Origin of the sequence: Hydrogenophaga sp. OTU3427, assembly GCF_038440225.1 — a bacterium.
Taxonomy (GTDB): Bacteria; Pseudomonadota; Gammaproteobacteria; order Burkholderiales; family Burkholderiaceae_C; genus Hydrogenophaga.
This window is the reverse complement of record NZ_JASATI010000033.1, coordinates 33232-53648: the sequence shown is the minus strand read 5'-3', so window position 1 is coordinate 53648 and position 20417 is coordinate 33232. Positions and strand designations below refer to the sequence as shown.

19 protein-coding genes are annotated in these 20417 nt (G+C 70.0%); 15 read left to right on the top strand and 4 right to left on the bottom strand.

Annotated features, from left to right (window positions below; translation table 11 throughout):
* Window positions 1-47 precede the first annotated feature (47 nt).
* From AAHB17_RS17565 to AAHB17_RS17555, 3 genes are read right to left on the bottom strand one after another with little or no spacing between them, the layout of a single operon-like run.
* Window positions 48-467 carry an acyl-CoA thioesterase gene (locus tag AAHB17_RS17565; RefSeq protein ID WP_342131970.1) on the bottom strand — a complete coding sequence of 140 codons (420 nt, stop codon included), beginning with the start codon at window positions 465-467 and terminating at the stop codon, window positions 48-50.
* Window positions 464-1441 (bottom strand): DMT family transporter, encoded by a 978-nt coding sequence (locus tag AAHB17_RS17560; protein WP_342131969.1) that lies wholly within the window; start codon window positions 1439-1441, stop codon window positions 464-466. The genes AAHB17_RS17565 and AAHB17_RS17560 overlap by 4 nt, the downstream gene beginning before the upstream one ends.
* Before the next feature lie 7 nt (window positions 1442-1448).
* Window positions 1449-2231, bottom strand: a complete 783-nt coding sequence (locus AAHB17_RS17555) for an SDR family oxidoreductase (protein ID WP_342131968.1) — start codon at window positions 2229-2231, stop codon at window positions 1449-1451.
* Window positions 2232-2388: 157 nt separating this feature from the next.
* On the opposite strand from AAHB17_RS17555, the gene AAHB17_RS17550 reads away from it, so the two are divergent.
* Complete coding sequence (locus AAHB17_RS17550; RefSeq protein ID WP_342131967.1) at window positions 2389-4071, top strand: electron transfer flavoprotein-ubiquinone oxidoreductase; 1683 nt, start codon at window positions 2389-2391, stop codon at window positions 4069-4071.
* A 424-nt stretch (window positions 4072-4495) separates the two neighbouring features.
* Entirely contained in the window at window positions 4496-6079 is a 1584-nt protein-coding gene (gene ilvA, locus AAHB17_RS17545) for a threonine ammonia-lyase, biosynthetic (RefSeq protein ID WP_342131966.1), read from the top strand.
* Between the two features lie 138 nt (window positions 6080-6217).
* Here ilvA and AAHB17_RS17540 read toward each other — a convergent pair whose 3' ends face one another.
* The gene (locus AAHB17_RS17540; RefSeq protein WP_342131965.1) at window positions 6218-6688 is read right to left on the bottom strand and encodes a type II secretion system protein N; all 471 of its coding nucleotides are present in this window, start codon (window positions 6686-6688) and stop codon (window positions 6218-6220) included.
* A gap of 77 nt (window positions 6689-6765) precedes the next feature.
* Here AAHB17_RS17540 and gspG point away from each other — a divergent pair, with 77 nt between their 5' ends.
* The 13 genes from gspG (at window position 6766) to AAHB17_RS17475 (ending at window position 20390) form a co-directional block, all read left to right on the top strand.
* Window positions 6766-7185, top strand: a complete 420-nt coding sequence (gspG, locus tag AAHB17_RS17535) for a type II secretion system major pseudopilin GspG (RefSeq protein WP_342131972.1) — start codon at window positions 6766-6768, stop codon at window positions 7183-7185.
* Between the two features lie 361 nt (window positions 7186-7546).
* A complete protein-coding gene (locus AAHB17_RS17530; RefSeq protein WP_342131964.1) occupies window positions 7547-7999 on the top strand; it encodes a prepilin-type N-terminal cleavage/methylation domain-containing protein in 453 nt (150 codons plus the stop codon).
* Window positions 8000-8006: 7 nt separating this feature from the next.
* Window positions 8007-8381, top strand: coding sequence for a type II secretion system minor pseudopilin GspI (gene gspI, locus AAHB17_RS17525; RefSeq protein WP_342131962.1), 375 nt, complete (start codon window positions 8007-8009; stop codon window positions 8379-8381).
* Window positions 8382-8496: 115 nt separating this feature from the next.
* Window positions 8497-9168, top strand: a complete 672-nt coding sequence (locus tag AAHB17_RS17520; RefSeq protein ID WP_342131960.1) for a prepilin-type N-terminal cleavage/methylation domain-containing protein — start codon at window positions 8497-8499, stop codon at window positions 9166-9168.
* A complete protein-coding gene (gene gspK / locus AAHB17_RS17515; protein WP_342131959.1) occupies window positions 9165-10154 on the top strand; it encodes a type II secretion system minor pseudopilin GspK in 990 nt (329 codons plus the stop codon). The genes AAHB17_RS17520 and gspK overlap by 4 nt, the downstream gene beginning before the upstream one ends.
* 28 nt (window positions 10155-10182) lie before the next feature.
* A complete protein-coding gene (gene gspL, locus AAHB17_RS17510; protein ID WP_342131958.1) occupies window positions 10183-11391 on the top strand; it encodes a type II secretion system protein GspL in 1209 nt (402 codons plus the stop codon).
* On the top strand, window positions 11391-11906 hold the full coding sequence (gene gspM, locus AAHB17_RS17505) for a type II secretion system protein GspM (protein ID WP_342131957.1): 516 nt from the start codon (window positions 11391-11393) through the stop codon (window positions 11904-11906). Before gspL ends, gspM begins: the two co-directional genes overlap by 1 nt.
* Window positions 11903-12745: a type II secretion system protein N gene (gene gspN / locus AAHB17_RS17500; protein ID WP_342131955.1), complete on the top strand. Its 843-nt coding sequence runs from the start codon at window positions 11903-11905 to the stop codon at window positions 12743-12745. The genes gspM and gspN overlap by 4 nt, the downstream gene beginning before the upstream one ends.
* 5 nt (window positions 12746-12750) lie before the next feature.
* The gene (gspD, locus tag AAHB17_RS17495) at window positions 12751-14952 is read left to right on the top strand and encodes a type II secretion system secretin GspD (RefSeq protein WP_342131954.1); all 2202 of its coding nucleotides are present in this window, start codon (window positions 12751-12753) and stop codon (window positions 14950-14952) included.
* A gap of 19 nt (window positions 14953-14971) precedes the next feature.
* Entirely contained in the window at window positions 14972-16387 is a 1416-nt protein-coding gene (locus AAHB17_RS17490; RefSeq protein ID WP_342131953.1) for a GspE/PulE family protein, read from the top strand.
* 61 nt (window positions 16388-16448) lie between these two features.
* The gene (gene gspF, locus AAHB17_RS17485) at window positions 16449-17672 is read left to right on the top strand and encodes a type II secretion system inner membrane protein GspF (protein ID WP_342131952.1); all 1224 of its coding nucleotides are present in this window, start codon (window positions 16449-16451) and stop codon (window positions 17670-17672) included.
* Between the two features lie 6 nt (window positions 17673-17678).
* Window positions 17679-18575, top strand: coding sequence for a 5'-nucleotidase (locus AAHB17_RS17480; RefSeq protein ID WP_342131951.1), 897 nt, complete (start codon window positions 17679-17681; stop codon window positions 18573-18575).
* Window positions 18576-18650: 75 nt separating this feature from the next.
* Complete coding sequence (locus tag AAHB17_RS17475) at window positions 18651-20390, top strand: ABC transporter ATP-binding protein/permease (RefSeq protein WP_342131950.1); 1740 nt, start codon at window positions 18651-18653, stop codon at window positions 20388-20390.
* Window positions 20391-20417: the final 27 nt, after the last annotated feature.

The window sequence follows — 20417 nt, the reverse complement described above, 5'->3', positions numbered from 1 at the left end:
CAGGGCACCCTGCCACCCCGATCCCGCCAACCCATCCTCCCCAAAAATCAAGCCACGATGGAGCGCAACCACTCCGGCATGGGCGCCGAGCGTTTGGCCTGGTAATCCACCCACACCGTGGTCGCACCACCCGAGGCGTACACATTGTCGGGGTCGTCACCCCGCGAGAGCAGGCACCAGCTCTCGAAAGAGCTGCGGCCGGGATCGCTCACATAGGTGCGCACCCGCACATCGCCCGGGTACTCCAGCTGCTGGTGGAAGTTGCAGAAGGCGTTGACCACCAGGGGCCCCTCGCCGTCGGGCCGTGGCGGGCAGCCAATCTGGGTCATCCAGTCGATGCGCGCCACCTCCATGTAGCGGAAATAGACCGTGTTGTTGACATGGCCCATGGCGTCCATGTCGCCCCAGCGGATGGGCAGGGTCATTTCATGGACCAGCTTCTTGTGGCTCGGCAGTTCCAGTTTCACAGGTGTACCTCTTCAATGGCGGGCTCACGGTGCGCACGCACCGAGGCCACGATGCCCAGGACAAACAGGATGGCGGCCAGCCACTGCACGGGCAGTGGCCAGCTGGCGTCCCACACGAAGGAATAGATCAGCGCGAACAGCGTTTCGCTGACGATGAGCTGGCCACACAGGCTGGCGCTCAGGCGCCGGCTGGCCATGGTCCACAGCAGCGAGGCCAGCCAGGCCGACCCGACGCCGGTGAAGACACAGACGCCCAAGGACAGGCCCAGACCCGGCAAGGCCGCGAGTTGTGTCCAGGGGGTGCCCAGCGCCAGCCACAAGCACCCGGCGCCCAGGCCGGTGCAAACACCCAGCCAGTTGGTCCACTGCGCGGAATCCACCTCCGGATGGGCACGCACCCAGCGAGCGTTGAGCAGCGCGAAGGCGGTCCAGCTCAGCATGGACAACAGGGCGAGCGCGATGCCCCAGCCATAGTGCCCGGCCGTGGTCGAGCCCCAAGACACATGCCGCAGATCCACGGACACCATCAGCGCCAGGCCGGCCGCGGTGCACAGCAGGCCGGGCCACAGCTGGCGCCAACCCAGGTGCTCGGGTTTGCCCAGCACCATCACCCACAGCGGAATGGTGCCAATGATCAAGGCCGGCACGGCGGTGCCGGCCCAGGTGATGGCCAGCACCAGCAGCGTGTAGTAGCCGGTGAAGCCCAACACGCTCAGGCCCAGCGCGGCACGCACCTGGACGCCGGTGGGGCGGATCGCGCCACGCCACAGCCCCCACACCATCAGTGCCAGCGACATGAGCCCGAAGGTGATGAAGCGCAGCGAGGCGACGTCCACGGCCGCGAAGCCCTGGGCCATGCGCGGCGCCACGAACACCAAGCCCCACAGCGCGCCCGCACCCAGGCCGGCCAGCAGGCCCACCGCGGTGCGCCGCCGGGCGGCGATGGCAGCGGCCGTGTGCGGTGGCCCCGCCACCACCGCCTCAGATCGCAAAACCGTCGTCGGCGGCGATGACCGCGCCGTTGATGAAGTCGCTTTCCTTGCTCGCCAGCATCACCAGCAACGCATCGAGGTCGCGTGGCAGGCCCACACGCTTGCGCGGCAGCATGCTGACGAGCTTCTGCCCGCCTTCGGTGGCCCAGTGGTGGTGGTTGATCTCGGTGTCGATGTAGCCCGGACAGATGGCGTTGGTGTTGATGCCGAACTTGCCCCATTCAATGGCCATGGCCTTGGTCATCTGAATGACGGCGGCCTTGCTCATGCAGTACACGCCGATCTGCGGCAGCACCTTCAGGCCCGCGGTGCTGGCGATGTTGATGATGCGCCCGCCCACGAAGGTGCCTGGCGCGGCGCCCTTGGCCCGCGCCAGCATGCGCTGGCCCACCGCCTGCGCCACGAAGAAGGCGCCACGGACATTGGTGTCGAAGATGAAGTCGTAATCGGCCTCGCTCACGTCCTGCAGGCGCTGGGTGGTGCTGACACCGGAGTTGTTGACCAGGATGTCGATGGGCCCGACCTCGGTTTCGGCGTGGGCCACCGCCGACTGAATGGATTCGTGGCGCGTGACGTCCAGGGCCACCACATGGGCGTCGCCGCCCTCGGCCTCGATGCGCGCGCGCAGGTCTTGCAGCTTGTCGACCCGGCGGCTGGCCAGCACCACGGCCGCTCCCGCGCGCGCCAGCGTCTGGGCAAACTGGGCGCCCAGTCCGCTGGACGCGCCGGTGACCAAGGCGACACGGCCGGACAAATCGATCTGGTATGACATGGGGGACTCCCGGGGCGAAAAAGCTGACGTGAAAATGACAAGTCCACGATTGTCCTTCAAGCCCCACTAAAATCCGTCGCGAGCAAGACAAGCCTGCCCTGCCCCGCCCGCTCCCGGGTGGCATGGGTGACACCACCACTTCCTATCGAGAGCTTTCATGACCCACGAAGAGATACTGGCGCAGCACGGCCCCCGCGAATCCATGGAATACGACGTGGTCGTGGTTGGCGGAGGCCCGGCCGGGCTGGCCACCGCCATCCGCTTGAAGCAGGTGGCCGCGCAGAAGGGCCAGGAGATCTCGGTGGTGGTGCTGGAGAAGGGTTCCGAGCCCGGCGCCCACATCCTCTCCGGCGCCGTCATGGACCCGCGCGCCATCACCGAACTCTTCCCCGACTGGAAGGAACTCGGCGCCCCCCTGGCCCAGGCCGTCACCGGCGACGACGTGCTCTTCCTGTCCGAGACCGGCGCCACCCGCACCCCCGACTGGCTCGTGCCCCGCAACTTCCACAACGATGGCTGCTACGTCATCTCCCTGTCCAACGTGGTCAAGTGGATGGCCCAGCAGGCCGAGGCCCTGGGCGTGGAGATCTTCCCCGGCTTCGCCGCCGCCGAGGTGTTGTACGACGAGATGGGCCGCGTCAAGGGCGTGGCCACCGGCAACATGGGCGTGGGCAAGGACGGCGAGCCCATGGACAGCTTCCAGCTGGGCATGGAGCTGCTGGGCAAATACACCGTGTTCGCCGAAGGCGCGCGTGGCCATCTGGGCAAGCAACTGCTGGCCAAGTTCAACCTGACCGAGGGCAAGGACCCGCAGACCTACGCCATCGGCATCAAGGAACTGTGGGAAATCCCCGCCGACAAGGCCAAGCCCGGCCTGGTGGTGCACACCGCCGGCTGGCCCATGACGGACGACACCTTTGGCGGCGGCTTCCTCTACCACCTGGAGGACAACAAGGTCACGCTGGGCTTCGTGATCGGGCTGGACTACCAGAACCCCTGGATGTCGCCCTTCGAGGAGATGCAGCGCTGGAAGACGCACCCGGCCATCAAGGCCCACATCGAGGGCGGCAAGCGCCTGGGCTACGGTGCGCGCGCCATCAACAACGGCACGCCCCAGGCCCTGCCCAAGACGGTGTTCCCGGGCGGGGCGCTGATCGGCTGCGACGCCGGCTACCTCAACGCCGCGCGCATCAAGGGCAGCCACGCGGCCATCAAGAGCGGCATGCTGTGCGCCGACGCCCTGGCCGATGCGCTGGCCGCGGGCCGTGCGCAGGACGAACTCAGCGCCTACCCGCAAGCCTTCGAGAAGAGCTGGCTCAACGAGGAGCTGCAGCAGACGCGCAACTTCAAGCTCTGGTTCAAGAAGGGCAAGCTGGTGGGCCAGGCGATGACGGGCATCGAGCAGTGGCTGCTGCCCAAGCTGGGGGTGCAGAGCCCGCCCTGGACGCTGCACGGCAGCAAGCCCGACCACGTGGCGCTGCGCCCGGCGGCGGACATGCCGCAGATCAGCTACCCCAAGCCGGACGGCAAGATCAGCTTCGACCGGCTCTCCAGCGTGTTCGTGAGCAACACCAACCACGAGGAGCAGCAACCGGCGCACCTGACGCTCAAGGACGCCAGCGTGCCGGTGAACATCAACCTGAACAAGTTCGGCGGGCCCGAGAGCCGCTACTGCCCGGCGGGTGTGTACGAGTTCGTCAACAAGGACGGCGCCGACCAGCTGGTGATCAACGCGCAGAACTGCGTGCACTGCAAGACCTGCGACATCAAGGACCCGACGCAGAACATCGTCTGGGTCACGCCCGAGGGCGGCGGCGGGCCCAACTACGTGGGCATGTGAACACCCAGCCGGGCGCCTGCCGTGGCCCATGAGCGCGGGCCATGAGTATTGTGAAATGTTTTTTGTCGCATTTCACATTGGACGCCTTGTCCCGCCCCGCCTACCATTCACTCACTCCGACACCACCCGGCAAGAGGTCAGGTCAGGGAACAACAAGAGAGCGGCGGCAGGGAGTGGAAACAGGGGACGGAACCAGGGAGCGGCAACCGCCACGTCGACGAGAAGAACAACAGGGGAGGTGCTGGTCGGCAAGCCGGGGGCGAACAACCGGACAGGCCAGCAAAAAAGCACAGGCAACCGCCTGTGCTTTTTTTTTGCCCGCGTTGGCCCACCTTGGCCTGGCAGGCGGATCAAGGTCCGCACAGGCCCACGAAACCTCGTTTCGTATGATGGAGGGCTGCCCCCGTCATTGAATGCCCACGCCATGCCCGCCAAGAAGCCTTCCGCCGCCAAGACCTCCAGCCCGCTGACCAGCCTCACCCCGGCCGATTACCTCAAGCGGATCCTGAACGCCAAGGTCTATGACGTGGCCACGGAATCGGCGCTGGAGCCGGCCCGCAACCTGAGCCGGCGCCTGCACAACAAGGTGCTGCTCAAGCGCGAGGACCAGCAGCCGGTGTTCAGCTTCAAGCTGCGCGGCGCCTACAACAAGATGGCCCACCTCTCACCCGAGCAGCTCAAGCGTGGCGTCATCTGCGCTTCGGCCGGCAACCATGCCCAGGGCGTGGCCCTGAGCGCCCACCGCATGGGCGTGCGCGCGGTGATCGTCATGCCCACCACCACGCCCCAGGTCAAGGTCGACGCCGTCAAGGCCCTGGGCGGCGAGGTGGTGCTGTTCGGTGACAGCTACTCCGACGCCTACGGCCACTCGGTCAAGCTCGAAAAGCAGGAAGGCCTGACCTTCGTCCACCCCTTTGACGACCCGGACGTGATCGCTGGCCAGGGCACCATCGCCATGGAAATCCTGCGCCAGCACCAGGGCCCGCTGGACGCGGTGTTCGTCGCCATCGGCGGCGGCGGCCTGATCAGCGGCGTGGCCAACTACATCAAGGCCGTGCGCCCCGAGGTCAAGGTCATCGGCGTGCAGATGAACGACTCGGACGCCATGATGCAGTCGGTCGAAACCGGCCAGCGCGTGACCCTGCCCGACGTCGGACTGTTCTCGGACGGCACCGCCGTCAAGCTGGTGGGCGAGGAAACCTTCCGCGTGGCGCGCGAGCTGGTGGACGAGTTCATGACCGTGGACACGGACGCCGTCTGTGCCGCCATCAAAGACATCTTCGTCGACACCCGAAGCATCGTCGAGCCCTCCGGCGCGCTGGCGGTGGCGGCCATCAAGCAGTACGTGGCCACCCACAAGGCCAAGGGACAGACCTTCGCCGCCATCCTGTGTGGCGCCAACATGAACTTCGACCGCCTGCGCTTCGTCGCCGAGCGCGCCGAGGTGGGCGAGGAGCGCGAAGCCCTGTTCGCGGTGACCATCCCCGAGGAACGCGGCAGCTTCCGCCGATTCTGCGAGCTGATCGGCAACCTGCCCGGCGGCCCGCGCAACGTGACCGAGTTCAACTACCGCATCAGCGACAGCGCCCAGGCCCATGTGTTCGTGGGCCTGACCACCCACGCCAAGGGCGAAAGCACCAAGATCGCGGCGAACTTCGGCAAACACGGCTTCGCCACGCTGGACCTGACCCACGACGAACTGGCCAAGGAACACGTGCGCCACATGGTGGGCGGCCATTCGCCGCTGGCCCACGACGAGCGCCTGCTGCGCTTCGTGTTCCCCGAGCGCCCCGGCGCCCTGCTGAAGTTTCTGAGCCTGATGCGCCCGGGCTGGAACATCAGCCTGTTCCATTACCGCAACCAGGGCGCCGACTACGGCCGCATCCTGGTGGGCCTGCAGGTGCCGACCAAGGACGACAAGGCTTTCGCCAAGTTCCTCGGTACCCTGGGCTACCCCTGCGTGGAAGAAACCCAGAACCCGGTCTACCGGCTCTTCCTCAAGGCCTGAGATAAAGCTCCCCCCGCGCCGCCTTCGGCGTCACCCCTCAAGGGGCGATGCCAGCCGACTGGCGAAGCCAGATCGGCGGCATCCCCGGCTGCGTCGCTTCATGCGCCGCGGGCAGCACGCCAGCGACATGAACCCGGCTCAAGGTTTGGCGGCCGGCAATTCCAGTCGCACGCGCCCGGCACTGCCGTCGAGCTCCGCGTGGCGCGGCCCCAGGGCACGCAGCACCAGGCCATCCACCACCGTGGCGCCCACGCGGTGCGGTTTGGGCGGCTGCCCATCCACCGAAATCAGCGCGGCACCCTGCCCCTGGCGCCCGGCCACCACGCCCAACAAGCGCAGGCGGCTGTCCACCGCGGGCGCGGCCACGGCCGGCGCCGCCACGTCGGCACGCGCGCCCAGCGTGGCCGCCACGCGCGCCGGATCGATGCCGCGCTCGGCCACCGGCAGCACCGGCAAGGCCTGTGGCGCCGGCTGCCCCCACCAGCGCAAGCCCCAGTGGCCGGCGGAGAAAGCCACCAGCAGCCACACGGTGCCCGCGGCGAGGGCCGGCACCCAGGGGCGGCCCTGGCCCGGTGAGGGACGGGAACGGGTCAGTGGCAAGGCGTTCATGGTGGCCGATTATCATTGACCGCAACCCATCATCCCTCGGGAGAAATTGTTTGAACACCTGGCTCCGTCCCCATCGAATGGCGCGCGCGCTGCAGCGCGGCTTCACCCTGATCGAACTGATGGTGGTGCTGGTGATCATTGGCGTGCTCGCGGCCCTGATCGTGCCCAACGTGCTGGACCGCACCGACGACGCCCGCATCACGGCGGCCCGCACCGACGTCAGCAACCTGGTGCAGGCGCTCAAGCTCTACAAGCTGGACAACCAGCGTTTCCCGACCACCGAACAAGGCCTGGCCGCCCTGACCGCGCGCCCCAGCGCCAACCCGGTGCCACCCAACTGGCGCCGCTATGTCGACAAACTGCCCAACGACCCCTGGGGTCGGCCCTACCAGTACCTGAACCCCGGCCTGCGTGGCGATGTCGACGTGCTGTCGCTCGGCGCCGACGGACAGCCCGGCGGCGAAGGCCTGGATGCGGATATTGGCAGTTGGCAGTGAGATGAGACCCCCACGCTCCGCCGCTGCGCGGGTCGCTGCCCCCCAGGGGGGCTGTTTCGCCTTGGGGCGGCCCGGCGGCGAAACATGGCCCCCACGCTCCGCCGCTGCGCGGGTCGCTGCCCCCCAGGGGGACTGTTTCGCCTTGGGGCGGCCCGGCGGCGAAACATGGCCCCCACGCCCCGCCGCTGCGCGGGTCGCTGCCCCCCAGGGGGGCTGTTTCGCCTTGGGGCGGCCCGGCGGCGAAACATGGCCTCCACGCTCCGCCGCTGCGCGGGTCGCTGCCCCCCAAGGGGGCTGGGCCGCCTTGGGAGCGGCCCGGCGGAGGCCCGGTTCTTGCCGCGCTCAAACATTCGGCCCCGCGTTGAATGGCTTCACCCTGCTGGAGCTGATGGTGGTGGTGGCGCTGGTTGCGCTGGTCAGTGCGGGCGTGAGCTTCAGTCTGCGCGACGGTCAGGCGCAGCAGTTGGAACGCGAGGCCCTGCGCCTGGCCAGCCTCTTCGACATCGCCCGCGCGCAGTCGCGCACCAGCGGCGTGCCCATCGTCTGGCGGGCCACGGCCGAGGGTTTTGAATTCCTGGGCGCCACGCCGCGCAGCGACCGCACCGAGTCGCTGGCCGAGCCGCGCGCCTGGCTGGCGGCGGGCACCCAGGCCTATGTGACCGACCCCGCCGGTGCGCGCGAACTGGTGCTCGGCCCCGAACCGCTGGGTCCGCCCCAACGTGTGCTGCTTCGCCTGGAAGGCCGCCAGCTGGCGCTGGCCAGCAACGGCCAGCGCGGTTTTGCGCCCGATGGGTCGGACGCAGCGAGCCGCTGAACGACCCATGCCACGACGCCAGGCCCGGGGTTTCACGCTGATCGAGATCATGGTCGCGCTCGCCGTGGTCGCGCTCACCCTCAGCGCCGGCTTCAAGGCCGCCGCCGCCCTCACCCAGCAAGCCGAGCGCCAGACAGAACAATGGCTGGCCCAACTCTGCGCCGAGAACGAACTGGCGCGGCTGCGCCTGTCCAGCCAGTGGCCCGGCGTCGGCGACAGCGAAACCAACTGCGAACAGGGCGGTCGCCAGTTGCGGGTGCGCCTGGGTGTGCAGGCCACGCCCAACCCCAACTTCCGCCGCATCGAGGCGCGGGTGGACGATCCGACGTCCAACGCCGGCAACGTCCTGCTGGGCCTGTCCACGGTCCTCGGACGCTATTGAGATGAAGCCCACCCCCGTCGCTTGCCCGCTGCGCGTGGCCGCATCCCCCCTCAAGGGGGCGACACCAGCCATCCGGCAAAGCCGGCCCGGCGGTGTCCCCCGGTTCTGCTGCGTCATGCGTCGCGGACCGCGCTCCGGACGCGGTTTTACGCTGGTCGAGCTGCTGGTCGCCATCGCCATCATGGCCATGCTGAGCCTGATGAGCTGGCGGGCCATCGACGGCATGGCGCAAACCCAGGCGGTGGTGCGCGAACGCAGCGAGGCGCTGGGCGAACTGCAGGGCGCGCTGGGCCAGTGGGTGGCCGACCTCGACGCGGTGTTGCCTCAGGTCGATTTCAATGCCATCGACTACGACGGCCGGGTGCTGCGCCTGATCCGGCGCGATGCGCTGGACAACGAACACCAGAGCGCCGGGCTTCGGGTGGTCGCCTGGACCCGGCACAGCACCAGCGGCCAGTGGGCACGCTGGCAATCGCCACCCCTGCGCCAGCGGTCCGAACTGCAGCAGGCCTGGCAGCTCGCGGCCCAATGGACCGACAACGGCCGTGGTCCGGTGGCCGGCGAGGTGCGCCTGTTGCCCCTGAGCGGCTGGGAGCTGTTCTATTACCGCGGCGACGCCTGGACAAATCCGCTCTCGGCGACCGGCACCGCCTCCGGCGACGCGGGCACGGCGCCCACCCTGCCCGACGGCGTGCGGCTGGTGCTGCAACTGCCCGACAACGCCACGCTGCCCGGGCGCCTGCAGCGCGACTGGGTGCGCCCGGTGGTGACGAGGCGGCGCTCGTGAGCCGGGCTCAGCACCCCCACCAGCGCGGCGCCGCCTTGCTGATGGCCATGCTGACCGTGGCCCTGGTGGCCACGCTGAGCACGGCCGCCCTCTGGCACCAGTGGCGCGCGCTGGCGGTGGAGCGCGCCGAGCGCGCCCGCGTGCAGGCCAGCTGGGTGCTGGGCGGTGCGCTCGACTGGGCGCGGCTGATCCTGCGCGAAGACCAGAACGCCAACCGCAACGAACCCGCCGACCACCTGGGCGAACCCTGGGCCCTGCCGCTGGCCGAAGCGCGTCTGTCCAGCTTCCTGGCCGCCGACCGCAACCAGAACGCCGACAACACGCTGGAGGCCTTTCTGTCGGGCGAGATCACCGACCAGCAAGGCCGGCTCAACCTCTACAACCTGGTGCAGACCAGCGACGGCAAGGCGATACCTTCGGCCGCCGACGTGACCGCCTTCGAACGCCTGTTCCAGCAGCTGGGTCTGTCGCCGGGTGAACTTGCGCTGTGCCTCATGCGCCTGCAGGCCGCGCTGGACCAGACGCCCGCCGGCCGCCAGCGACCCGGCGCGCCGCTGCTGCCCAGCCGCTGGTCGCAGCTGGGCTGGCTGGGCCTGTCGGCGCCCACCCTGCGGGCCCTGGCGCCCCACGCCACCTGGCTGCCGCAGCGCACCGCCCTCAACCTCAACACCGCCAGCGCCGAGGCCTTGTTCGCCGCCCTGCCCGGCACCGACATGGCCCTCGCCCGCCAGTTGGTGGTGCAGCGGGCCACCGCGCACTTCCCCACCGTCGCCGACGTCAAGCGGCGTTTCCCCCAGCTGGAAGAGGCGCTGGCCGCCAGCGACCGCTTCCAGACCACCAGCCGCTTCTTCGAAGTGCGTGGCCGCCTGCGCCTGGACGACACGGTGGTCGAAGAAGTCTCGCTGGTGGACCGTGGCGGCAGCGGCGGCCAGGACATCCAGACCCTGTGGCGTGAGCGGCGCCGCCCGGGGGGCTCCCTACAATGAGGCCCGAACCGACAGCCGAGAACACCCTGTGCTTGTACTGACCCCCAGCGAGTCCCACGCCCAAGTCGACCCCGGCGCCCCCGAATGGTGCTGGGTGCGCTCCGCCGATGGCCAGCGGGTCGACAGCCACGGCATCGCCGCCGCCAGCGCCTTACCGGCCGATGCCGCGTGTGTGCTGCTGGTGCCACCGCCACGCCTGTCGTGGCACCACGTGGCCTGTCCCAAGGCACCGGTCTCGCGCCTGCGCGCGGTGCTCGACGGCCTGCTCGAAGACCGCCTGCTGGACGACGCCAGCCTGCTGCACCTGGCGCTGGAGCCCGGCGCCCGGGCCGGCCAGACCCTGTGGGTGGCCGCCTGCGACGCCGCCTGGCTGCGCGCCACGCTGGCCTCGCTGCAAGCCGCCGGCCGCCCGGTGAGCCGCATCGCCCCGGCCCTGTGGCCACAGGCCACCGTGGCACAACAGGCCTTTGAATGCGCTGGCCAGACCTGGCTGGCCGCCAGCGGCCCCCACGGAGTGGTGGCGGTGGCCGTGGACGAGCACACCCCATCGGCCGGCCTGGCCGCGCTGCTGGCGTCGGTGTCAGCCGAGGTGGCGAGCGAAACGCCCAGTTGCGTGGCCGAGCCGGCCTGCGCCGCGGCCGCCGAGCGCCTGCTCGGCCGCGCGCCCGAGATCGCCAGCGCCCCCGAACGCTGGCTGCGCAGCGCCCAGGGCCCATGGGACTTGGCGCAGTTCGAATTCAGCCAGTCGGCCCAGGCCCGCCGCGGCCAGTGGCTGCGCGACACGGCCCGCAGCCTGCTGCACGCACCCGCCTGGCGCCCGGCGCGCTGGGGCCTGGTGGCAGTGGTGCTGCTGCAGGTCGCCGCGCTCAACGTCCAGGCCTGGCAAAGCCGCCGACACCTGCTGGCCACCCAGGCCCAGGCACGGCAGCTGCTGACCCAGACCTTCCCCCAGACCACGCTGGTGCTGGACGCGCCGCTGCAGATGCGCCGCGCGCTGGCCGAGTTGCGGCAGAACGCCGGCGAGGCCTCGTCGCGCGACCTCGAGTCGGTGCTGCAGGCGCTGGCCCAGGCCGCGCCCGAGTTCAGCAGCCTGGAATTCGGTCCCAGCGACGTGGTCCTGCGCGGCTTCAAGCCCACGACCGCCGACGCCGGCTGGCAGGCCGAACTGCAGGAAGCGGGCTGGACCGTGCAACTCGCGGGCGAGCCCGCCGTCCTGACCCTCAAGGCCCGCCCCTGATGAACGCCCCATTTGCCGCCTTCAGCGCCTTCGCGCAACGCCTGCAGCCGCGCGAACGGCTCGCGCTGGGTCTGGCCCTGCTGGTGCTGGGGGCCTACCTGCTGTGGGCCGTGGCCCTGGCGCCCGCCCTGCGCGCGCTGCGCGCCGTGCCCGCCCAACAAGCCGTGGCCGACCGGCAACTGGCCGAGGTGCGGGCCATGGCCCAGCAAGCCCGCGGCCTGCTGGAGCGCCAGCGTGCCCAGCCCCTGCCCCGGGCCGACAGCCTGCGGGCGCTGGAAACCGCCACCCGACAGACCCTCGGCGCCAGCGCCCGCATCGAACCGGTGGGCGACCGTGTGACCGTGACACTGACGGCCGCCACCCCCGAGGCCCTGGCCCAATGGCTGGCCCAGGCCCGGCTCAATGCACGGCTGCTGCCCATCGAATCGCGCCTGCAGCGCGCGGGCGACAACACCGCCCCCCGCTGGAGCGGCACGGTGGTGCTGGGCGGCGCGGCGCTGGCCGGGACGCCATGAAGCCCGCCGTCCCGCGCCGGCCCAACCGCGCCCGAACGACACCCGCAGCCACGCTGCCGCAGCGCTGCGCCTGGCTGGGAGGGCTGCTGGGCCTGGCGCTCGCCCTGCTGCTGTTCGCACCGGCGCGCTGGCTGGCAGACGGCGTGGCCCGCGCCAGCGGCGGGCATGTGCTGTGGCCCAACGCCAGCGGCACGGTGTGGAGCGGCCAGGCCGACCTGCTGCTGACCGGCGGCCCGGGCAGCCGCGACGCCACCGCCCTGCCCCAGGGCCTGCGCTGGCGGCTGTCGCCGGGCTGGGACCAGGCGCCCGTGCTGCGCCTCCATCTCAACGCCCCCTGCTGCACCTCCGCCGGCATGGACTGGGTGCTGCGCCCGGGCTGGGGCGGCGTCAGCCTGAGCCTGGGCCCCCACCAGAGCCAATGGCCCACCCAACTGCTGGCGGGGCTGGGCACGCCCTGGAACACCCTGCAGCTTGACGGGCAACTTCGGCTGCACAGCCAGGGGCTGCGGGCCACCTGGCAGGCCGGGCGCCTGCAACTGGCCGGCGCGCTGCAGCTCGACGCGCTGGCGCTGTCGTCCCAGCTCTCGACCCTGCGCCCGCTGGGCAGCTACCGCCTGGTGCTGCAGGCCCCCACCGATGGTGCGGGCGACGCCACCCGCCTGCTGCTCAGCACCCTCGACGGCGCCCTGGCGCTGCGCGGCGAAGGCCAGTGGGTCGGCGGGCGGCTGCGATTTTCCGGCGAAGCCGAGGCCCGCGAAGGCGCCGAGGCCGCGCTGTCCAATCTCTTGAACATTGTGGGCCAGCGCAGCGGTCGCCGCTCGCGGATTGCCCTAGGATGAAGACCATGCATGGATTTCCGCATCCCTTTTCCCCCCGCCCCCTGCTGGTGGCCCTGCTGAGCATCCTGCCCTTGCTGGCGGTGGCACAGGCGCCGCTGCCCGTGGTGCCTGCACCGACCCCTGCCGCACGCCCCGGCGAGCCCATCACGCTCAACTTCGTGGGTGCCGATATCGAAGCCGTGGCCCGCACCATGGCCACGCTGACCGGGCGCAACGTGGTGGTGGACCCACGCGTCAAGGGCAGCATGAACCTGGCCACGGAACGGCCGGTCACGCCGGCCCAGGCCTTCAACCAGTTCACCGCCGCGCTGCGCCTGCAGGGCTTTGCGCTGGTGGAGGCCCAGGGGCTTTACAAGGTGGTGCCCGAGGCCGAGGCCAAGCTGCAGAGCTCGGGCGTCGCGGTGGCCACCGACGGCGCGCGGCAGCCGGGCGGCAACCAGGTCGTGACGCAGATCTTCCGCCTCAACCACGAATCGCCCAACAACCTGGTGGCGGTGCTGCGCCCGCTGATCAGCCCCAACAACACCATCAACGTGACACCGGGCAGCAACGCCCTGGTGATCACCGACTACGCCGACAACCTGCAGCGCATCGCCCGCATCATCGCCGCGCTGGACGTGTCCAACGCCAGCGACCTGGAGGTGATCCCGCTCAAACACGCGGTGGCCAGCGACCTCGCGCCGCTGGTGCTCAAGCTCATCGACACCGGCGGCGCGGCGCCCGCCGCCAGCGCCCCGGGCCAGGCCGACAACAGCTTCAAGACCACCCTGATGGCCGAACCGCGCAGCAACTCGCTGGTGCTGCGCGCGGCCAACCCGGCCCGCGTGGCGCTGGTGCGGTCGCTGGTGGAAAAACTCGACCGCCCAGGCAGCGACAACGCCAACGGCAACATCCACGTGGTGCACCTCAAGAACGCCGACGCCGCCCAGCTGGCCACCACCCTGCGGGCGGCCATGGCCGGTGAAGGGGGCACCACCACGGGCGGCCTGTCCGGCGCATCCACCGGCCTGGGCGGCGGCGGCACCGGCATGGCACGCAACACCGGCATCGCGGCCGGCGCCACCACCGGCACCTCGGCCGCCAACACGCCGCTGAGTGCCAACGCCGGCCCCAGCACCGGCGGCCAGATCCAGGCCGACCCTTCGACCAATTCGCTGATCATCACCGCGCCCGAACCCCAATTCCGCCAGCTGCGCGCCGTCATCGAAAAGCTCGACAGCCGCCGCGCCCAGGTCTACGTGGAAAGCCTGATCGTCGAGGTCAGCGCTGAAAAGGCGGCCGAGTTCGGCATCCAGTGGCAGGGCCTGGTGGGCCGCGCCGGCAGCGGCCTGATCGGTGCCATCGGCACCAACTTCGGCACCGCCGGCAACATCCTGAACCTGGCCGCCCAGAGCGCCAGCAACATCACCGCCCTGCCCCAGACCGGTCTGAACATCGCGCTGGCGCCGCGCATCAACGGCACCTATTACCTGGGCGCGCTGGCGCGTTTCCTGGAGTCCGAAGGCGATGCCAACGTCCTGTCCACGCCCAACCTGCTGACGCTGGACAACGAAGAAGCCAAGATCGTGATCGGCCAGAACGTGCCCTTCGTGACCGGCCAATACACCAACAACAACAGCAACAACGGCGCCGTCAACCCCTTCCAGACCATCGAACGCAAGGACGTTGGCCTGACGCTGCGCGTGCGTCCCCAGATCGGCGAGGACGGCACCGTCAAGATGACCCTGTTCCAGGAGGTCAGCAATGTGGTGGAGAGCACCACCACCTCGACCGCCGGGCCGGTGACCAACAAGCGCTCCATCGAGTCCACCGTGGTGGTGGACGACGGCGCCATCGTGGTGCTGGGCGGCCTGCTGCAGGACGGCTACGACGGCAAACAGGACAAGGTGCCCGGGCTGGGCGACATCCCGGTCTTCGGCAACCTGTTCAAGAACGACAAGCGCACCCGCAAGAAAAGCAACCTGATGGTCTTCCTGCGCCCGGTGGTGCTGCGCGACGGCCGCCACACCGACAGCCTCACCCAGGACCGCTACGACATGCTGCGCGCCGCGCAGCGCGACGTGCAGCCCACGCCCAGCAGCATCCTGGGCATCAACGAGGCCCCGGTGCTGCCGGCGCAGATGCCCGCGCCCAACCGGCCGCTGATGGACAACCCGCTGGGCGCCCCCCCGCGGACCGTCCCCACGCCGCCGACCGCGACGCCTTGACATCGGTGTGCCCGCTCGCATGAAACACCCGCTGCCCTACGCCTTTGCCCGCGAACACCAGCTGCTGCTGGAAGACGACGCCGGGCAGCTGACGCTGCTGCACCGCACCCAGCCGCCCGCCGACCCCACCCAGCGCAACCTGCTGCTGAGCGCGCTCGCCGAAGTGCAGCGCCGCCATGGCGCCCTGCGCCATCAGGCGGTGGACAACGCCACGCTGGCCCAGCGCATCAGCGCGGCCTACGCCAACGGCGAATCGAGCGCCGCCTCGGTGGTCAGCGAGGTCGAGAGCGACGCCGACCTCTCGCGCATGATGCAAGAGCTGCCGGCCATCGAAGACCTGCTGGAAACCAGCGACGACGCGCCCATCATCCGCATGCTCAACGCCCTGCTCACGCAGGCCGCGCGCGACGGCGCCAGCGACATCCACATCGAGCCCTACGAGCGCCACTCCAGCGTGCGCTTCCGCGTCGACGGCACGCTGCGCGAGGTGGTGCAGCCCAACCGGGCACTGCACGCCGCGCTGATCTCGCGCCTGAAAATCATGGCCGAGCTCGACATCGCCGAAAAGCGCCTGCCGCAGGACGGCCGCATCAGCCTGCGCCTGGGCACCCGCGCCATCGACGTGCGGGTTTCCACCCTGCCCAGCGCCCATGGTGAGCGCGCCGTGCTGCGCCTGCTGGACAAGTCCGAGAGCAAACTCAGCCTGGAGTCCGTGGGCATGCTGGGCGACGTGCTGCAGCGCTTCGAATCGCTGATCGCCCAGCCCCACGGCATCATCCTCGTGACCGGCCCCACCGGCTCGGGCAAGACCACCACGCTGTACGCCGCGCTGCAGCGCCTGGACGCCTCGCGCAGCAACATCATGACGGTGGAAGACCCGATCGAGTACGAACTGGCCGGCGTCGGCCAGACCCAGGTCAACGCCAGGATCGACCTCACGTTTGCCAAGGCCCTGCGCGCCATCCTGCGCCAGGACCCGGACGTCATCATGATCGGCGAGATCCGCGACTTCGAGACCGCGCAGATCGCCATCCAGGCCTCGCTCACCGGCCACCTGGTGCTGGCCACGCTGCACACCAACGACGCCAGCAGCGCCGTGACCCGCCTGACCGACATGGGGGTGGAGCCTTTCCTGCTGTCATCCTCCTTGCTGGGCGTTCTGGCCCAGCGTCTCGTGAGAAAAACCTGCACGGCCTGCGCCGGCAAAGGCTGCGAGGTCTGCGGCCACACCGGCTACGCCGGACGCACCGGCGTGTTCGAACTGCTGGTGGCCGACGAGCACCTGCGTGCCCTGATCCACCGCCAGGCCGCCGAAGCCGAACTGCGCGACGCTGCGCTGGCCACCGGCATGGTGCTGATGCGCGACGACGGCGAACGCCTGGTGCGCTCGGGCGTCACCACGCGCGAAGAGCTGGTGCGCGTGACCCGCGACTGAACATGGCCCCCACGCTCGTCACGTCCTGTCCCTCGCTGCCCGGCGCCGACTGATCCCCTTCATGCCCGCCTACACCTACGAAGCCATCGACGCCGACGGCAAGGCCAACAAGGGCCTGCTGGACGCCGACACGGCCAAGGCCGCCCGCGGTGCCTTGCGCGCGCGCGGCCTGGTGCCGCTGAAGGTGGAGCCCGCCATGGCCGATGCCGGCGCGCCCGACGCCCCGGCCACCGGCTGGTGGACACCACGCGCCATGAGCGCCACCACGCTGGCGGTCTGGACGCGCCAGCTGGCCGGCCTGGTGGCGGCGGACCTGCCGCTGGAGCGCGCCCTGGCCGCCCTGGCCGACGAGGCCGACACCGAGCGCCAGCAGCGCCTGGTGGCCACGCTGCGTGCCGAGGTCAACGCCGGCTCGGCCTTCGCGCGTGCGCTGTCGCAGCATCCGCGCGAGTTCTCGGCCACCTACACCGCCGTGGTGGCGGCCGGCGAACAGAGCGGCCAGCTCGGCACCGTGCTGGAGCGCCTGGCCGACGACCTCGAATCGCGCGAGGCGCTGCGCAACAAACTCATCGGCGCCGCGCTCTACCCCGCCATCGTCACCGTGGTGGCGGTGCTGATCGTGTTGTTCCTGCTGGCCTACGTGGTGCCTCAGGTGGCGGCCGTGTTCGCGGGCAGCCAGCGCGCCCTGCCCCTGCTGACCCGCATCATGCTGGCCATCAGCGCCCTGGTGCGCGAACAGGGCTGGCTGCTGGCCCTGGTGGCGGGCGGCACGGTGGGCAGCCTGTGGTGGGCGCACCGCCAACCGGCACTGCGCGAACGCCTGGACGCCGCCTGGCTGCGCCTGCCCCTGATCGGGCGCCTGGCGCGCAGCTACAACGCGGCGCGTTTTGCCGCCACCCTGGCCATGTTGGCCAGCGCCGGGGTGCCCATCCTCAAGGCCCTGCAAACGGCGGCCGAGACCTTGAGCAACCGGGCCATGCGCGCCGACGCCCTCGACGCCCTGGTGCTGGTACGCGAAGGCGCGCCGCTGGCCTCGGCCATCGCCGGCAAGAAACGTTTTCCCGGCCTGGTCGCGATGTTCGCCCGCCTGGGCGAGCAGACCGGCCAGTTGCCGGTCATGCTCGAGCGCGCCGCGCGCCAGTTGGGGGAAGAGGTCCAGCGCCGCGCCATGCAGTTCGCCACCCTGCTGGAGCCCCTGCTGATCGTGGGCATGGGCCTGATGGTGATGCTGATCGTGCTGGCGGTGCTCATGCCCATCATTGAACTCAACCAACTCGTGAAGTAGAACACCATGGCTGCATCCCTGGACGGCAAGCTCGTCGTGGCGATTTCCTCGCGGGCCCTGTTCGACTTCGAGGAAGAGAACACGGTCTTCGAGCAAAGCGACGACCGCGCCTACATGAAGCTGCAACTGGAGCGGGTGGAACAACCCGCGCGACCGGGCGTGGCCTTCTCCATGGTGCGCAAGCTGCTGAGCTTCAACGACGCCGGCACCCAGCGGGTGGAGGTGGTGATCCTGTCGCGCAACGACCCGGTGTCGGGCATGCGGGTGTTCCGCTCGGCCCAGCACTACGGCCTGACCATCGAACGCGGCAGCTTCACGCGCGGCCAGCCGCCGTGGCGCTACCTGCGCCCGCTCAAGGCCAACCTGTTCCTGTCGGCCCACCTGAGCGACGTGCGCGCGGCGCTGGACGCGGGCGTGCCGGCGGCCCAGGTCTATCCGCGTTCGGTGCACGCCAGCGACAGCCACCCGCACGAGGTGCGCATTGCCTTCGACGGTGACGCCGTGCTGTTTTCGGACGAGGCCGAGCGCGTCTACCAGGCCCAGGGCCTCAACGCCTTCCAGCAACACGAAGCCAGCAAGGCCGCCCAGCCGCTGGCCGGCGGCCCCTTCAAGCCCCTGCTCGAAGCCCTGCACCGCCTGCAGCAGGAAGGCACGGACCGCATGCGCATACGCACGGCGCTGGTGACGGCGCGCAGCGCGCCGGCCCACGAGCGCGCCATCCGCACCCTGATGGACTGGAACATCGAGGTCGACGAGGCCATGTTCCTGGGCGGGCTGGACAAGGGCGAGTTCCTGCGCGAGTTCGAACCCGACTTCTTCTTCGACGACCAGACCGGCCACATCGAATCGGCGGCGCGCCACGTGCCCTCCGGCCACGTCGCCTCTGGCGTGTCCAACCCCTGAGGCCGGCGGCGCGGAACCGCGCCGGCCTGTCCGCGATCCATGGTGTCGCGATCGCACCTTCCTTCCCAACGCGCCATGACCCAGCCCACCAAATTCCAGATGTTCCGGCAGTTCGCCGGCCAGGCCCTGGCCCTCGCCCTGCCCTATTTCAAGTCCGACCAGAAGTGGCGGGCCCGCCTGCTGCTGGCCGCCATCGTGGCGCTCAACCTCGCCTCGGTCTACATGTTGGTGCTGCTCAACGAGTGGAACCGCGTGTTCTACGACGCCTTGCAGAACAAGGACGCGGCGGTGTTCTGGCGCGAGCTGGGCCGCTTCACCTACCTGGCCTTCGCCTTCATCATCATCGCGGTCTACAAGTTCTACCTGACGCAACTGCTGGAGATGCGCTGGCGCAGCTGGCTCACCGGCCACTACATGGACCGCTGGCTGCAGGGCCGCGCCTTTTACCACCTGGAACTGGCGCGCTACGCCAACGGCCCCGACGCGCCGCCCGACAACCCTGACCAGCGCATCCAGGAAGACCTGAACCTGTTCACCAGCCACACCGTGGGCCTGAGCATGGGCTTGCTGAACGCGCTGGTCACGCTGGCCAGCTTCGTCGGCATCCTGTGGGGCCTGTCGGGTGCCTTCGGTTTCGGCTTCAACGGCAGCCAGTACGAGATCCCGGGCTTCATGGTCTGGATGGCGGTGCTGTATTGCCTGGTGGGCAGCGTGCTGACCCACTACATCGGCCGACCCCTGATCGGCCTGAACTTCCAGCAGCAGCGCCTGGAGGCCGACTTCCGCCACCACCTGGTGCGGGTGCGCGAATACAGCGAATCGATCGCACTGGACGGCGGCGAGCCGGTCGAGCGCCGCCACCTCGGCGGGCGCTTCACTCAGGTGCTGGGCAACTACCTGTCCTTGCTGAAGGCGCAGAAGCGCCTGACCTGGTTCACCGTGGGTTTTGGCCAGGCCGCCGTGGTGTTCCCCTTCGTGGTCGCCGCACCGCGTTTTTTCAGCGGCGCCATCCAGCTGGGTGAGCTGATGCAGATCGCCAGTGCCTTCGGCCGCGTGCAGGACTCGCTGTCGTGGTTCGTCGACAACTACGACCAACTGGCCAGCTGGCGCGCCACCACCGACCGCCTGACCAGCTTCGAACGCAGCTTCGACGCCCTGGCCCGCACCCACGTGCCGGCCGCACACGACAACGGCGATGGCGTGTTCGCCACCCGCGATCTGGACATCACGCTGCCCGATGGCCGGCCACTGATGGCGGACCTGCAATGGCAGGTGCGGGCGGGTGAGCACCTGCTGGTGCAAGGGCCGTCGGGCAGTGGCAAGTCGACCCTGTTCCGCGTGCTCGCCGGCATCTGGCCATGGACCCGGGGCGAGGTCCAGCGCCCGACCGATTTCGCCGAACGCGCGATGTTCCTGCCGCAGCGGCCCTACTTCCCCAACGGCCCGCTGCGCGAGGCCCTGGCCTATCCGCTGGACGCCTCGCGGTACAGCGACGAGGCGCTGCGGCAGGCCTTGCGCGACGCGCTGCTGCCGCAGCTGGGCGAGCGGCTGGACGAACACAACAACTGGGGCCAGAAACTCTCGGGTGGTGAACAGCAGCGGCTGGCGATCGCACGCGCCTTTCTCAAGCGGCCGCGCTGGCTGTTCGCCGACGAGGCCACCAGCGCGCTGGACGAGGCGGCCGAAAAAACCCTCTACCAGCGCCTGCGCGAGCGGGTGACGGCCGAGAACGGCGCCCTGGTGTCCATCGCCCACCGGCCCAGCGTGGCGGCCTTCCACGACCGCAGCTGGACCGTGCCAAGACTGGCGGGCTAAGTACCTGTCCGTCAATGAGACGGGGCC

Excerpts from the sequence above, each read along its gene's own strand:
- gspF (WP_342131952.1), top strand. The coding sequence starts at position 16,449 with ATGCCCGCCTACACCTACGAAGCCATCGACGCCGACGGCAAGGCCAAC.
- gspN (WP_342131955.1), top strand. The coding sequence starts at position 11,903 with ATGAAGCCCGCCGTCCCGCGCCGGCCCAACCGCGCCCGAACGACACCC.
- AAHB17_RS17475 (WP_342131950.1), top strand. The coding sequence starts at position 18,651 with ATGACCCAGCCCACCAAATTCCAGATGTTCCGGCAGTTCGCCGGCCAG.
- AAHB17_RS17520 (WP_342131960.1), top strand. The coding sequence starts at position 8,497 with ATGCGTCGCGGACCGCGCTCCGGACGCGGTTTTACGCTGGTCGAGCTG.
- gspG (WP_342131972.1), top strand. The coding sequence starts at position 6,766 with ATGGCGCGCGCGCTGCAGCGCGGCTTCACCCTGATCGAACTGATGGTG.
- gspI (WP_342131962.1), top strand. The coding sequence starts at position 8,007 with ATGCCACGACGCCAGGCCCGGGGTTTCACGCTGATCGAGATCATGGTC.
- gspM (WP_342131957.1), top strand. The coding sequence starts at position 11,391 with ATGAACGCCCCATTTGCCGCCTTCAGCGCCTTCGCGCAACGCCTGCAG.
- AAHB17_RS17540 (WP_342131965.1), bottom strand. The coding sequence starts at position 6,688 with ATGAACGCCTTGCCACTGACCCGTTCCCGTCCCTCACCGGGCCAGGGC.
- AAHB17_RS17490 (WP_342131953.1), top strand. The coding sequence starts at position 14,972 with ATGAAACACCCGCTGCCCTACGCCTTTGCCCGCGAACACCAGCTGCTG.
- gspD (WP_342131954.1), top strand. The coding sequence starts at position 12,751 with ATGCATGGATTTCCGCATCCCTTTTCCCCCCGCCCCCTGCTGGTGGCC.
- AAHB17_RS17550 (WP_342131967.1), top strand. The coding sequence starts at position 2,389 with ATGACCCACGAAGAGATACTGGCGCAGCACGGCCCCCGCGAATCCATG.
- ilvA (WP_342131966.1), top strand. The coding sequence starts at position 4,496 with ATGCCCGCCAAGAAGCCTTCCGCCGCCAAGACCTCCAGCCCGCTGACC.
- AAHB17_RS17555 (WP_342131968.1), bottom strand. The coding sequence starts at position 2,231 with ATGTCATACCAGATCGATTTGTCCGGCCGTGTCGCCTTGGTCACCGGC.
- AAHB17_RS17480 (WP_342131951.1), top strand. The coding sequence starts at position 17,679 with ATGGCTGCATCCCTGGACGGCAAGCTCGTCGTGGCGATTTCCTCGCGG.